11 protein-coding genes are annotated in these 14,250 nt (G+C 40.1%); all 11 read left to right on the top strand.

All coding sequences use genetic code 11. The features are described 5' to 3' along the window. Complete coding sequence (locus BAA9072_RS09105; protein WP_201714375.1) at nucleotides 1-1,290, top strand: helix-turn-helix domain-containing protein; 1,290 nt, start codon at nucleotides 1-3, stop codon at nucleotides 1,288-1,290. Nucleotides 1,291-1,790: 500 nt separating this feature from the next. Beyond that, nucleotides 1,791-2,333 (top strand): hypothetical protein, encoded by a 543-nt coding sequence (locus BAA9072_RS09100; protein ID WP_201714374.1) that lies wholly within the window; start codon nucleotides 1,791-1,793, stop codon nucleotides 2,331-2,333. 588 nt (nucleotides 2,334-2,921) lie between these two features. Next, nucleotides 2,922-4,169 carry a hypothetical protein gene (locus tag BAA9072_RS09095; protein ID WP_201714373.1) on the top strand — a complete coding sequence of 416 codons (1,248 nt, stop codon included), beginning with the start codon at nucleotides 2,922-2,924 and terminating at the stop codon, nucleotides 4,167-4,169. Further along, nucleotides 4,156-5,394, top strand: a complete 1,239-nt coding sequence (locus BAA9072_RS09090; protein ID WP_201714372.1) for an arginase family protein — start codon at nucleotides 4,156-4,158, stop codon at nucleotides 5,392-5,394. Before BAA9072_RS09095 ends, BAA9072_RS09090 begins: the two co-directional genes overlap by 14 nt. Next, the gene (locus BAA9072_RS09085) at nucleotides 5,369-6,622 is read left to right on the top strand and encodes a hypothetical protein (RefSeq protein WP_201714371.1); all 1,254 of its coding nucleotides are present in this window, start codon (nucleotides 5,369-5,371) and stop codon (nucleotides 6,620-6,622) included. Before BAA9072_RS09090 ends, BAA9072_RS09085 begins: the two co-directional genes overlap by 26 nt. After that, nucleotides 6,619-7,836 carry a JmjC domain-containing protein gene (locus BAA9072_RS09080; RefSeq protein ID WP_201714370.1) on the top strand — a complete coding sequence of 406 codons (1,218 nt, stop codon included), beginning with the start codon at nucleotides 6,619-6,621 and terminating at the stop codon, nucleotides 7,834-7,836. Before BAA9072_RS09085 ends, BAA9072_RS09080 begins: the two co-directional genes overlap by 4 nt. Further along, nucleotides 7,833-8,621 carry a JmjC domain-containing protein gene (locus tag BAA9072_RS09075; protein ID WP_201714369.1) on the top strand — a complete coding sequence of 263 codons (789 nt, stop codon included), beginning with the start codon at nucleotides 7,833-7,835 and terminating at the stop codon, nucleotides 8,619-8,621. Before BAA9072_RS09080 ends, BAA9072_RS09075 begins: the two co-directional genes overlap by 4 nt. Next, nucleotides 8,618-9,844, top strand: a complete 1,227-nt coding sequence (locus BAA9072_RS09070; protein WP_201714368.1) for an MFS transporter — start codon at nucleotides 8,618-8,620, stop codon at nucleotides 9,842-9,844. Before BAA9072_RS09075 ends, BAA9072_RS09070 begins: the two co-directional genes overlap by 4 nt. A 617-nt stretch (nucleotides 9,845-10,461) precedes the next feature. Next, on the top strand, nucleotides 10,462-11,712 hold the full coding sequence (locus tag BAA9072_RS09065) for a multidrug effflux MFS transporter (RefSeq protein ID WP_201714367.1): 1,251 nt from the start codon (nucleotides 10,462-10,464) through the stop codon (nucleotides 11,710-11,712). 833 nt (nucleotides 11,713-12,545) lie between these two features. Beyond that, on the top strand, nucleotides 12,546-12,767 hold the full coding sequence (locus tag BAA9072_RS09060) for a DUF3311 domain-containing protein (protein ID WP_201714366.1): 222 nt from the start codon (nucleotides 12,546-12,548) through the stop codon (nucleotides 12,765-12,767). Further along, nucleotides 12,767-14,233, top strand: coding sequence for a sodium:solute symporter family protein (locus BAA9072_RS09055; protein WP_201714365.1), 1,467 nt, complete (start codon nucleotides 12,767-12,769; stop codon nucleotides 14,231-14,233). The genes BAA9072_RS09060 and BAA9072_RS09055 overlap by 1 nt, the downstream gene beginning before the upstream one ends. Nucleotides 14,234-14,250: the final 17 nt, after the last annotated feature.

Raw genomic sequence — 14,250 nt, 5'->3', positions numbered from 1 at the left:
TTGTTTTTAGCTGAAAGAATCAGGCAATTACGTATCCATAAAGGCATGAACCAATCTGAATTAGTAGAAGGGATCTGTTCCATTACGTATCTAAGCAGAATAGAGAATGGTAAAATCAAGCCTTCTAAAGCGTTTTTACAGAAAATCTCCAAAAAGCTGGATGTAGCGATTGAATATTTAACAGATAACGATATTACCAATTTTGAGGCGACGATTCAGGAAACGATTGAACAGTATAAAATGACAAATTATATGTCTGAAAGAGAAATCGCCTTTTTAGAAATTCATTCCATGGAGATGCATCCGGTACCGGTTCTCCTGCAAATCCATGGAGTTTTATTACATTATTATGTTCGGTTAAATGTTCAGAAAAACGCGGATCGTATTTATACCAATTCTCTTAAACTCTTACCGGATCATGTCCATGAATACTATCCGGAAGACTCGGAGTTTTACTATATTGCTTGTGGAAACTACTTCTATCAGAAACAAAACTTTCACAAGGCTGATGAATACTACTCCGAAGCAGACCGTTTAATGGAAGAAGATGAGAGCATTCAAAGGGCCAATTTGTATTATAATCTTAGTTTAGTGAAACAGAGATTGGCTAAGAAGCAAGACATAAGTCGTCACTATACATTAAAGGCTTATAAATTATACGAACGATTGGGGAAAACGACGAATATCATTTCTACTCTCATTACGTTAGGGGTTCAATATCATTTGGATCAAATGTTTGAAGAAGCGAAAGACTCTCTTTCAAAAGCTGAATCATTGATGGACATGGACCATGATGATACGTTTGTAGGAATGATCGAGTACAATTATGGAAGAGTCTTTCAAGGAATGAAAGAGTTTGACCAGGCGATTATTCATTTTAAGAAAAGTCTGCAGATTCATAAAGGAAATGACAAAGAAAGAATTTATTCTTTGCGGGGTTTAGTAGAAGTGTACTCCGAACTGAAAGAATGGAATCTGGTCAATAACTATCTAAATGAAGCGGTAGAAATTGTTGAAACATTGGACTTGCGCTATTTGTATGTAGATATTCATGCGTTAGTAGCTGAATTATATAAAGTGCGAAGGGATGATTACAACTATGAGAAGGAAATGCAACAGCTTATACATTTCTCATTAGAGCATCAACAATTCTTGTTAGCGAAAAAGCATTCCATCTCGCTTGGGGATCATTACTTCAATGTGAATGCCTATAAAATGGCCGCAAAGTACTATCAGATTGCTCTTAAGAATGAGAATAAGATTATTGAAACACCGACTATCTATCAATAAGTAAATATATAGGGCTAAATGATGGTGTAATTACACCTTGAAGCACGAATATTTTACTAGTTATTTTTAACCATTTCCTTCCTGTACGATAGAATTATCAGATGTGAAGGGGAGAAATTACTATGTTAAAAATAAAAGTGCTTTTAGTGTCATTATCAATCGTCCTGAGTGGTTCAGTATTTACATACACCAAGGAGAGCGTGAAGAACCAAGGAAACTCAGAGCAACACATTCTTCTTAATGATGAATCACAACCTGGTCCGTTTTCACAAGTTTATACAAGCTAGACAATAATGAAAAAAACCTGTTATCCAAGTGATAGCAGGTTTTTTTGTGCTTTACGCATACCTGCCTCATTTATTGAGTAAAATTCCAGGGCATAATTTTTAAGTTATCCAATGGATTTTAACGACTATTTTACTTATTTTAGTTAACAATATTCATCCATTATAGTTAATTTAGAAAGAAAAACGCATGAAGAAAGGAGGTAAGCAACACACGTGACGATTGAGGTTGGAAACGAGACAGATCCTCTCCAGCAAACTGGTGGGAGCTTGGATCAGAAAGAAATCATACACTTTCAAATCTTTAAAGATACATTTAGTTTTACGGAAGAATCAATGGGAACTCAGTTTGAAAAAAACCCACTCGTCCATTTAAATACACTGGCTCAAATGGTATATGAAGTGGTAGAAAAGGTAGATTCGCATAACCTACAGCCTACCGTGATTTCATTAAAAGGAAACATAGTGGAGGGTGTAGGAAGACCTGGGGTGTATGGGTTCGATTTCATAAATGAGACGTTGATCCCCATTGAGTCTTTGGGAGTGGAGGAATGGAATACTCTCAAGGAACAAGCGAAGTCTTCTCTTGCAGTGAGCTTTGGTCTGAACATAAAAGAGAGTGAAGGAGTGAAAAATGAAATGAAAAGAATTCTGGAGTTACACGGTGATTTGGAAGATATCGTAGCGGAAAGCCCGGTAGGTATCGCTAAACTTCCATTAGCTTATCTTCATTGGATCAAAGGAAAAAGCGCTTTGTAATACGTCTAACCAGAAATGAGTTAAACCAAAGATCGAGGGCCACAATTAAACTCTGAACCGAACATGATATGGAAGGGAGGTCATCCTCATGGCAGAAATGAAAAAGACGGAAGAAAAAGTATCATTGAAGGACCTTGATATCCGTTTCTCTGAATTAAGAGACGAAGAACTGGCAGCACGTCCAGTCACACATGTAGGTCACTAATGACAAAGTAAACCACTGGGAAAGGAGGAAACCATCATGGCAGAAATGAAAAAGACGGAAGAAAAAGTATCATTGAAAGACCTGGATATCCGTTTCTCTGAATTAAGAGACGAAGAACTGGCGGCACGTCCAGTCACACATGTAGGTCACTAATGACAAAGTAAACCACAGGGAAAGGAGGAAACCATCATGGCAGAAATGAAAAAGACGGAAGAAAAAGTATCATTGAAAGACCTTGATATCCGTTTCTCTGAATTAAGAGACGAAGAACTGGCAGCACGTCCGGTCACACATGTAGGTCACTAATAGCGTCTACATACATCACCTGGGTACGGGGTATGTGGCCCTCGATCTTTGGTTTAAATGTTAAGGAGGGGTAAGGAATGAATTTTTATCAAGAGTTGCAAGCATCTACAAACGACTTTATAGAACCGGCATCATTAAAGAATCAATTGGACATCGCAGACGTCTATGACGCGCCTTTTCGAACATTATTATCAATGGCCGAATCTAGAGGTACTGATGATTCTTATCGGAATAGTTTACGTATTTATGTAAATGGTGAATCACGTGAGGATTTAGAAGAAGATATTCTTCTAAATCCTCCTCATTCGTTTGATGAAATAGAGGAATGGGGAAGGACCACATTTAAGGGTCAGGATTTTCTAGTGGTGATGAACCGGGTGGAGAAATGGTATAGCCCCATCGTCAAATGGTGCGGACATTTGTTCGAAGACGCCGATGGGCAACTGAATGATGAGCTTTTACATCTCGAGGTTACCTACTTTATTGGAAACACAACGTATACACCATTTGGAATACACATTGATGACATTTCAGAGGCTCTTCATCTAAACCTCGGTCCTAACGAAAGATATATGTATTTGTGGGAGCCGGAAACCTATAAGAAGGCCAGAGGTTCATATGAACCATTCATTAACCCTTCCCCACGAATCTTCAATCATTCCCAGAAAAACATCATAAAGAAAGACAATTGGTTCTTTCTTCCCGCCAGTAAATACTTTCACGTAGGCGAGAATACAGATTTCAGTATTTCGTTGGCGGTTGCCATGATTCGCCTGGATGAACATGAATTACTGAAACGGGCAGTTGAGTTGGCACAAATTCCATTTGAAGATGCTTCTGAATCGATCGATGTCAAATCCATCATGAAACAAACAACTGAAGTTGTAAGGAATCATAAGAACGGGATCATCCCTTTAACGGAAATAGGATCATTCAATCACCCTGCTGAATTGGCTTTAGTGCAGTATGCTCTTCGAATCAGGAGTAATCTGGGATTTAGAATTTCTGCTGGCGCAACGGATAAGGCATTTCCTGAGTTATCTGTTTGGAGGGAAAGCTCAATATCATTACATACACCTTTCAAGCTGTTTGTGTTGGAGAAAGAGCAAGAAGTCGATGTGTTTGCTGGGGGACATATGATAAGTCTTGTAAAGCACGGTGCCATCCTGAATATTATAGAGAAATTCAATGGGGAATGCTCATTAAGCGTCATGGAGTTAATTGAGACCTTTCTAAATGACATTAATGAAGATTCAATCTATTTACTATGCAAAACCTTATATAAATGTGGAGTGCTTGGGGTGAAGATGAATGAGTATGTCTAAAACGTTTATTCTTAATCCTACGGTTTCTGTTGAACCAAATGATCAGTTTCTGAACATCATTCTTCCTTTTCAGAAAAAGAAGCTTCAAACGAATCTTCACTTCAGCAAAGTGATCGAGATCGTGGAAGAACCAAACAGTCTCGAAAGGTTAGAGAAAAGGGGATTGACTGGTAAGGTGTTACAGTTTTTGCTGAAAGAATCCATTATCATCCCCGAGGAAGCTCATTCCCTCTATAAGAATGGACTTGTTACACACTCCAAGGACATCATCGGCAAGAAAGTGGACCTCAACCAACTCGAGAACAAGGAATTCAATCAGCAATTCTGTTTCTTGGGCATTCCTGTATCTTATGAGCATAAGGGGAATATGAGTCCAGTTAATGGAACGTCATTAATCAGGTCTAATATCAAACTCTTTGATCAGCCATCTTCTGAGGAAGAGTATTTATTGGATATGAATCATTCAAGAATCTTCAAAGCCGGAAATGTCTTCCCTTATGATGCGGGAGACGTAAGTTATGATGCCCGTGTTGAGACCATTGAAGATGTAAATAAAAAAGTGAAGTATCTTGTGGATAAAATGTCAGATCATCAGTTGAAACCGATTGTCCTGGGAGGGGATCATACTGTAACTTATCCCGTCGTGTCATCCCTCTTGGAAAAGCATGAGAACTTGACGATTATCCACTTTGATGCCCATACAGACAGATACGAAAGCCAATTAAGAAATACAAACGGTCTTACAATCGGAAATGTGTTTAGTGAACTGATGAAAGAGAATAACTTCTACAAGTTGATCCAAGTGGGTATTCGTCAGTTTGAAAGAAAGTCTTCGAATATTGTTGACTCCCCGGATAATGTTCTTGTGTATTCGTCGAACGATATCCATACGATGGCGGATGTCACAACCATCTTCTCCACCATTGATCAAAACACTCCTGTCTATCTTTCATTTGATGTAGATGTACTGGATCCTTCCATTGCTCCAGAGGTGTCGTGGCCGGTGATCGGGGGTATCACTTATCATCAGGCGTCTTATCTCATTGAATACGTGAGTACCCATTTCAATGTCGTAGGAGCAGATTTCGTGGAAGTATGTGCAGGCGAGAGGAAACCTAACTTGGCAGCGTTATCAGTAGCCAACTTAGCGACACAGCTCGTATTAAATCAACATAATCAAACGTATAGAGGTGACGAAAATGAATGTAATGACCAAACCAACTAACATGAATCCGCTCCTAGCGGAAAATTGGATAACCAGGCTGCTTCAAGAAACGAATGATCTGAAAGACTATGCATTAATCCCTGATATGCTACTCGATCCTGAGCAAGTAACCACACAATTGAAGCATGCAATCGGGAAAGTAAAAGGTAATAAAGAGAAAGCAAACTTCAGGATGTTTATCGATAATGGCCAGCGATATGATCTGTTGGAGAAGCTCTGGAATACTCCGTTTCATGTTGAACAGAATTTGGATGAATGGATACAAGAAACGATTGGATATGAGGAATATTGTTTCACCTTTAATGGAGTTATGAAGTGGAATGACTGGCTGCATACCAAAATGACGTCTGAAGTGATCAGCCCAATTATTGAACATGTAGGAGTGCCGATGGCAGGTATAGATGCGTATGCATTTACCGCCAACGCCGGATATACACCATTTGGTATCCACGAAGATCCAGACCATTCTTTGATCTTTCATTTGGGACCGGATGAAAAGCACGTCTGGATTTGGAAGAGAGAAGAATATTTGAAGTTAACGGGAAGTTCCGACCGCCGATTCGATCCGGAGAACCTTGTACAATATGCTACACATTATGTGTTGAAGCCCGGAGATTGTTTGTTTATTCCTAAGGGTGACTTTCATGTATTCAAGAACGTAGGCTTTTCTTCGTTTCTGGGTTTCATACTCTACCCCTCCTCCGCAGGGACAGTAGGGGAAGAAGGAATCAAGATGCTCACAAAGCTTAATGGAAATCAGCCTCATTACTTTGTGAAAGAAGACAAGTTAGAAAATAGTATCTATGAGCAAATTGACTCCATCACTCACTCCTATCGACATGATCTTGAAAAAGGGATCAAGCAAGGTTCATATTTCTACCATCTTCTCCTTAAGAGTAATGGTTACGCCATTCACAAACCGATTATGAGAGAACGTGAAACGATAGAAGGTTTACGTGAAGCAACATTGGTTAAACCTGCATGTTTTCCTATCCTCCATATAATAGAAGACGAGAAGATTACGTTATTTATCCGTGGAAGGCTGCTTCAACTTAAAAATGTGCCAGGCATTGCGGAGTGCATGAAGATCATCGATAGTAAAACTGAAATAACATACTCGAATCTTATCGCAGAAATGACAAACATTATCTCTTCAGAAGTGGCAGAATTCCTGGTGAATTGTGCCATTCAATATAAAGGGTTAATTGTAAAGGAGGAGGAAAAATGAGTACAAAGACTTTACATCATTTGGGTAAAGAGACAAACCAATTTACTCGCCCGGTCGTTTGGAGATCATTCATTAAGAAGGTGGACTGGGGAAAGATTTACACCGATTTTGTCCGAGAAGTGCAAGGTAGTGAAAGAATTCCCCAAATGAATATTAATGTGAAGGACGCAGTCAAACCGTGGTTAAGAAATACAATAAAAGATTTTCCGGTCGATCACCATGCTTCATTGGAAAAATGGTTTTCTCAATGGCTCGGTGGTGACGAGTTCTGTGTATTATTTGACAGAATAACGGATTATAGTGAAAAAATACATGAGATTCTTACTTCTACTGTACTAGCCAACTTGGGTGAGAAGGATTTAAAGATGGGGGCAGACTCTTATGCTATATTTGGGAACTATGGGTATACACCATTTGGAATTCACCCGGATAATGAGCCAATTTTCTTGATTCATTGTGGTCCTTCTACTAAAGATGTCTGGTACTGGGAAACAGAACCTGAACCGACGATAACAGGAAGAACAGACCTATTGGAATCCAATGACGAATGGAAAAAATCTGCTGTTCATATTGTGCTCGAACCTGGTGATATGATCTTTATTCCTAGTCGAATGTATCATTTACTGTATACTCCTGACTTTTCAATAACATTGGGTACTGCTTTATTTCCAAGTAACGTTTCCTCATTAATCCGTTCGGGGATCGCGCATTTAGATTATCAGCCAGCGGATAACTTATCCCTATTCTGGTCAGAGAAAGAGTCAATTGAAGTCCAATACGGTTCCATTTTAGAGAAAGAGTTAAATAGTAATGAAAAAGATCTCGGCGAATTGATCCTCCAAGGAGTACTTGACCAGAGATCTTTACTCCAGAGTAATGGTGGTTTTATTGGGAACCCAACCGGGGAAAAGCATGAGGCTCCCGTCAACTTTGAAAAGGCCTGTTTTAGAGTAAAGAAGAATATCGAAATCCCAATGAAGAGAAGGGGAAGTGAACTGTACCTATATCTACGGGGCAAGAAGTGCAGGTTGAATTACCATCCGTCAATAGAGAAAGCTGTGCACTTTATTCAGGGATCTTCGAAATTTTCTTTAAAAGACGTAGCCGGAGAAATGGAAGATGAAACGGTAGCATTAGACCTGATTAAGCTACTATATCGTAACCGAGGGATCGAAACGGCTTGTACATGTCAAGTGCACGGAGGTGTGAAATGACTGACGCTGTAAAAGAACTGACTATTAAACAGGATCTCCCATTACATGCATTGGAAAAACCAGTGATAATAAGAAAACACTTATCGCAATCGGAATATACCAACCTTGTATCTCATACTATTGAGTCTTTGAAATATAGTAGAAGTCCCATTATCGCAAGCCGGAAAAAGGATCGGGAGACACGGGAGTTCACCATGGGGGAATATCTGGCTTATATGAATGAGACAAGTGATGATCATCCATGGTATGCATCCAACTTGCGTAACAGGGAAATGTTAGATGAAATAATGGATAAGGTCGATCTACCCGTAACCTTTTCGAATTGGTTAGATTCTTTACCACAAGAAGTGAAGCCGCCCTGGCTTTGGTTATTTCTGGGGCCGGGAACATCATCTACTGCGCTTCACGTCGATGTCATGATGAGTAGTGCCTGGAATCTACTATTAAGTGGAACGAAAAAATGGAGGTTCTTATCTCCTGGAGAGTCGATTGGTCAGGGTATATTAGAAGAGGAATATGCGAGTGAGTTTCCTTCCTCAAGGTATGAAGTGGAAGTTCTTCAATTCCCAGGTGACATGGTTTTCACCCCGAGTGGTTGGGCACATGAAGTCGTGAATCTCGAACCAACCATATCTGTGACTGGAAATTTTATTAACGAAAGTAACGTTCATCTGGCAGAAATCTACCTTAAGAAAAGGAAAAAGGATGCTTGGGTTAAAGTACTGAATAAACTAAAGGAAAATCATCGCACAAAAAACCTTTCGGCTGCAGGAGGAATTCAATGAAACCCATACATATTCTTAAAGATATAAACTTTCTTACTTTTTGGCTCGCACACGTCATTTCTTCTATTGGCAATACGCTCATACCTGTCACCATCACCTTTGCAGTATTAGAAGTGACAGGAAGTGCCACCAGTCTTGGTCTTGTCCTGGGGGCACTTTGGATTACGAGAGTGTTGTTCGTCATGTTTGGCGGAGTTTGGGCCGACCGTATTTCAAGGAAGAGCATTCTCATTTGTTCGGATCTCCTTCAAGGGGCCAATCATTTAACCATTGCTTTTCTCTTTTTTACCCATTCAATTGAACTATGGCATTTAGTGATCTCTGCCTTATTATATGGCGCAGTTAGTGCCTTTCATTCCCCTGCTTCAGGTGGACTGATACCACAAATTGCAAAAGAAAATCAGCTTCAACAGGCAAATTCCCTCCTGAGCATTGTGAATAGCATACTTGAAATAGCTGGTCCTGCCGTTGCAGGGATACTGGTTGTTATGGTCGGGTTTGATATCATCTTTTTCATTGACGCCATGACGTTCTTTGTAAGTCTTATACTTATGTTGTTGGTTACACCGAAGTATAAGTTGGAAACTACAGTAGATAGCTCCTATTGGCAGGATTTGAAAGAGGGAATCCATTTAGCGAAGAATCAAACCTGGATTTGGAAGTCACTTATCACGTTTGCTATGATAAACTTTGCGGTTGCGGCATTTAATGTTCTTGGTCCGATAGCTTTGTTAGGTCAGTTGAATGGTCCGAAAGAATGGGGGATGATTTTAACGGCTGCCTCAGTTGGCGGCTTGCTCGGAGGCTTAATTTCTCACAACTTCAAGCCGAAAAATCCATTGAAGTTTGCTTTTAGCTTTATGACTGTATTAGTGCCGCTCCAGATCCTCATGTTGCTTGGACCGGCTTCGCACTGGTTGATTATGGTAGTGGCTATGTTTGCGAGCGCAAGCATTATACTAAGTGCTGTCTTCTGGGATACACTTGTTCAACAGAAGGTGCCTGAGCATATGCTATCCAGAATCGGTTCACTGGATTCCTTTGTATCCTTTGTATTCATGCCGATTGGATTTGTACTGGCGGGACCGATATCAGAAGTGCTTGGCTTAACATGGACATTGCTCCTTCTAGCCTCCTCAGTATTCATCATCAATATGGGAATCATCTATTTTAAAGATGTCGGCAAAGGAGAATTTGATCAGTCCATCAAGGCGGAAGCATAAACAGGACAGGTCCCTTGTTCCAATCGTAAAAACGTATAGGTAGGAGGGAGTCCGTCCTCTCTCTATGAACCAGCCCCAAACATGAAAATGACGAGGGTGAAATCATCCCCTCGTCTTTGTATATTGGGGTCAGACCCCCACCCAACTAAAGGGCACAGCGTTAGTGTGTTAAAGCGAATACAGCCAAGAACCCCCTCTATATCCATCTTTTACCATTTTCCGCCAAGGAATTTACCAGTCAACGCCAACACATTTACTAATGGAATCCTTACTCCCGTCCATTTGAAAAATCAAATGCAAAATGAAAAGGAAGGTTCTCTATCTGTTCAACGACACGTGAAAGAGGCTAGAGAAAGACAATACGATTGTTACAGTGAAGAGGTATGTATATTGGGGTCAGACCCCCGCTCACAAACGAGAATATAGTCAGCAAAATATAAAAGTGCCTCATTCTTTTTACATAATCAAGCCTTTTTATAGGCGGTACATGGGAGACCAGTCTACTGGTATGAAAAAGTTACCCAAAAAAAGCCAAATGATAATGTTGCATATTAAGTGATAAACCTTGCAGAAAGGTATACAATAACAAAGGTATTATCAAATTATTAATCTACTTCATGAGAAAGGCGATAGAAAAATTGAACTTATCAAAGACTAAAAGAATACAGCTGGCTTTGCTGTTGGGGTCACTTGCCATTTTAGGTCCATTTACGATTGACACGTATTTGCCTTCATTTCCTACGATTGTAAATGATTTTCACACAAATGCTTCATTAGTCCAAATTAGTTTAACCACTTGTTTAGTAGGACTCGGATTAGGTCAATTAATTATAGGACCTATGAGTGATGTACATGGTCGCCGTAAACCATTGCTCATCTTCCTCACTTTGTATTTTTTATCCTCTTTAATCTGTGCCATCGCACCAAATATTTATACATTGATCGTTTCCCGTTTTATTCAAGGCTTTGCAGCTGCAGGGGGACTGGTGATCTCACGAGCCATTGTACGGGATTTGTTTAGTGGGCGGGAACTAACGAAGTTTTTTGCTTCTTTAATGTTGGTTGGAAATCTTGGACCCATTATTGCGCCGATTATAGGTGGTGCGATTCTGACGTTTACGAGTTGGAAAGGAGTATTTATTGTCCTGGCTTGTATCGGCATGGTCTTCACATTAATAGTGAGCTTAAAACTTGAAGAAACGTTACCCACTGAAAAAAGGGTACCAGGGAATTTCAAGCAGGTCATCACGAACTTTGGAATGTTATTAAAGGATCGTGAATTTGCAGGATATGCCTTTACTCAAGGATTTACAGCAGCAGGAATCTTTGCTTATGTGTCAGGTATTTCGTTTGTCTACCAAAACATTTATGGCGTTTCCCCTCAAGTATTCAGCTTCTTATTCGGAGTAAATGGAGTGGGCTTAATCATAGGGACTCAAATGGTTGGTCGATTATCACATTATATACCGGAAAAAACATTCTTGAAAATTGGATTAGGGCTTTCCAATACAGCTGCCATCCTTTTGCTAACGGCCATCTTACTAAAGGCACCGATTCTATTTGTAGCGATTCCTATTTTCTTTCTAGTCATGTCCATCAGTATTATTGGAACATCGGCATTTTCTCTGGCAATGGAAACGAAAGGGCATGTTGCAGGAAGTGCTTCTGCTTTATTAGGAGTGTTACCGTTCCTGCTTGGTTCCTTAACCGCTCCACTTGTTGGAGTAGCGGGTGAGTACTCTGCACTTCCAATGGGAATTATTATCTTGTCTGCAAGCTTTTTGGCCTTCCTATCTTACTTCTTGTTAGTTCGGAAAGGCTCTTTGCATTTAAAAGGATCAGACGCATCTTTTCATAATAACTTGTAATAAAAAACACCGTTCTAATCGATTACGGATCGAAGGAATGGTGTTTTTATTTTGGGGATTTTGTGTAGAGGAGAGTTTGTGGTCAGTCCCATCCAGCTATCCCTTGTTTTACTCTCCTATTGTTTAATGACCAATCACATTCATTTCCAGATTGAAACCAGCAGTTCTTCTTCTTATATTACGCCTTCACATAACCCACACATTGATCCTACCAAAACATATTCTTTTTTCTCGAACCGGTTCATACCAGTTACCAATCCTACGTGGAAAATATACTTGGGAAGAGGGGGAACTTTCATATCTGCTTCGACAGTACTGTGCCGTAATCTGATTCCCTGAGGTTGATAATCGAATGTCCGTCTCTAACTACTTTGATGAGGTGAAGATCCGGTTGCCTTAATTGGGCATGTCCGGCTCTGGTTCACTTTTTACAATATGTATAAAGTTCAGGGGTGATTATTTTACATATTGTCTAATGAAACTGCAGGAAAATTAGGTGATAATTTTTATTATTAGTTTTTGGAAAATTTAGATAAATGAGATTGCTGTTTTAAAGAATTTATAAATGGTAAATGGGTCGAGGCGGAAAGTGTGGGGATCATGGGTGGTGGAAATTTGGAAATGCGAAGTTTTTTCGGCGATCCCTATTTCTTTAAAAGTAACTGTTGAAACAACTGTAAGCACGGGAAATCGAGTGTACAAGCTATAGGATGAAATCAGTGCAAGAATGGTAAATACATATACATTCACCTTCCTTTTTTCGGAGTGAATTTAAAGATATTTCATTGGGTGCTATAGGGGGAAAAATGAAATTTAAAGGGAGCTGAGGTAGTTTGAGCAAAGCGACATTTAACAAGCTTTATATCGCTGTTGGGTTAATTCCGTTTTTAGTCCTTGTTTTTCCTTTATTTGAGTTTGCGAATCGAGCGGACCCTATTATTTTCGGATTGCCGTTTTTGTTTTTTTGGGTCATCCTGTGGATTTTGATTACATTCATAGCTTTAGTTATATTATATCGCTTTGACCCAGATCAAGATGAGGAGGAGGAGGTATAATGCCAGGATGGCAAATCGCACTCTTTATGATGATTATCTATCTTGTCATTGCTCTATTTGTTGGTGTGATGGCAGGAAGAGGCAGGGATGGCAGTTCACTTGATGAATTTGCCGTAGCTGGCGGGAAACTCGGACTATTTGTTATGTGGTTCTTAATGGGTGGAGCAGTTTTCAGTGCATTCTCCTTTTTAGGCGCACCGGGTTGGGCTTATTCAAAAGGTGCACCGGCCTTATATATTATCACTTACACGGCATTCGCTATTCTGCCTTGGTATATCATCGGTCCAAAGATTGGAAAAATCGGAAAAAAGCATCGTCTTTATACCGTTGTAGGGTTTTTAAAGGGGAGATTCAACAGCCCCGTATTGGCCATATTGGTAGGCTTAATTGCTTTATTTGCCTCCATTCAATACCTGGCTACTCAAATGTCCGGCATGGCCATCATTTTTAACATCATGACGGAAGGCAGAATCCCTTTTTGGTTAGGAGCTCTATTATCCTATGGGATTGTTGTTGTGTATGTAGCTACTGGCGGATTACGTGCTGCCGCATGGTCTGATGTTTTTCAAGGGTTGTTGATGATTATCATATCGTGGGTGGTTGGCTTGACCATCGTCTATCAACTTCATGGAGGAACGACGGAGATGTTTGCCACTATTGCGAGAGAGAATCCTGAGTTCCTGCAAATTGGCAAAGAGGGTTCCTCAATGGGTACCGTGGCCTATACAACCACCATTTTAGTTTCTGTCATTGGTTTCCTGATGTGGCCGCATTTATTCTCTAAATCGTATGCTTCAAGTCCAAGGACGATTAAAAAAACGGTCCTGGCTTATCCTATCTTTGCCCTGTTTCTAGTTCCGTTATTACTTGTTGGTTTTGCAGCAAAAGGGGTAGTCGATTCAGGGCAGCTTGAAAGTGCTGACCAGATCCTCCCTTATTTAATTACGACGGTCATGAATCTACCCGGATGGCTATATGGTTTGGTAGGTGCAGGTGCATTGGCTGCAGCCATGTCAACTGCTGATGCCATTACACATAGTGCCTCTTTGGAAGTCACAGACGGAATTGTCAAATCCATATGGAGAAACCTTTCTGATAAGACGACACTACTGATTATGCGTGTTGGCGTATTTGTCATCGGTGCTTTAGCCTACTATATTACCGTTTTTGGAGGTCAGGGGTTAATTGCTTTGTTACTTGGGGCTTATGGATCGATTGTACAATTTGCACCAGGTGTTTATGGTGCCCTATTCTGGAGACGTGCAACGACTCAAGGCGTCATTTTGGGATTAATTGTCGGTACAGTAGTGAATTATTATTTCCAGCTTGTCGCAACCTCTACTCCATTTGACATTCATGCTGGGATTCTTGGATTAATTTCTAACATGGTTGTAATGGTTGCCGTGAGCTATATGACGAAGGCGCAACGGGAAGAAGATGTAAACAGGTATGTGGATGTAGCTTAATAAAGGAATCGTCAGGG

The sequence above is a fragment of the Rossellomorea arthrocnemi genome (assembly GCF_904424705.1).
GTDB classification, from domain to species: domain Bacteria; phylum Bacillota; class Bacilli; order Bacillales; family Bacillaceae_B; genus Rossellomorea; species Rossellomorea arthrocnemi.
The sequence above is the reverse complement of the archived record's forward strand: the minus strand, read 5'-3'. Positions and strand labels throughout refer to the sequence as shown.

Excerpts from the sequence above, each read along its gene's own strand:
- BAA9072_RS09095 (WP_201714373.1), top strand. The coding sequence starts at position 2,922 with ATGAATTTTTATCAAGAGTTGCAAGCATCTACAAACGACTTTATAGAA.
- BAA9072_RS09070 (WP_201714368.1), top strand. The coding sequence starts at position 8,618 with ATGAAACCCATACATATTCTTAAAGATATAAACTTTCTTACTTTTTGG.
- BAA9072_RS09080 (WP_201714370.1), top strand. The coding sequence starts at position 6,619 with ATGAGTACAAAGACTTTACATCATTTGGGTAAAGAGACAAACCAATTT.
- BAA9072_RS09090 (WP_201714372.1), top strand. The coding sequence starts at position 4,156 with ATGAGTATGTCTAAAACGTTTATTCTTAATCCTACGGTTTCTGTTGAA.
- BAA9072_RS09075 (WP_201714369.1), top strand. The coding sequence starts at position 7,833 with ATGACTGACGCTGTAAAAGAACTGACTATTAAACAGGATCTCCCATTA.
- BAA9072_RS09085 (WP_201714371.1), top strand. The coding sequence starts at position 5,369 with ATGAATGTAATGACCAAACCAACTAACATGAATCCGCTCCTAGCGGAA.
- BAA9072_RS09055 (WP_201714365.1), top strand. The coding sequence starts at position 12,767 with ATGCCAGGATGGCAAATCGCACTCTTTATGATGATTATCTATCTTGTC.
- BAA9072_RS09065 (WP_201714367.1), top strand. The coding sequence starts at position 10,462 with ATGAGAAAGGCGATAGAAAAATTGAACTTATCAAAGACTAAAAGAATA.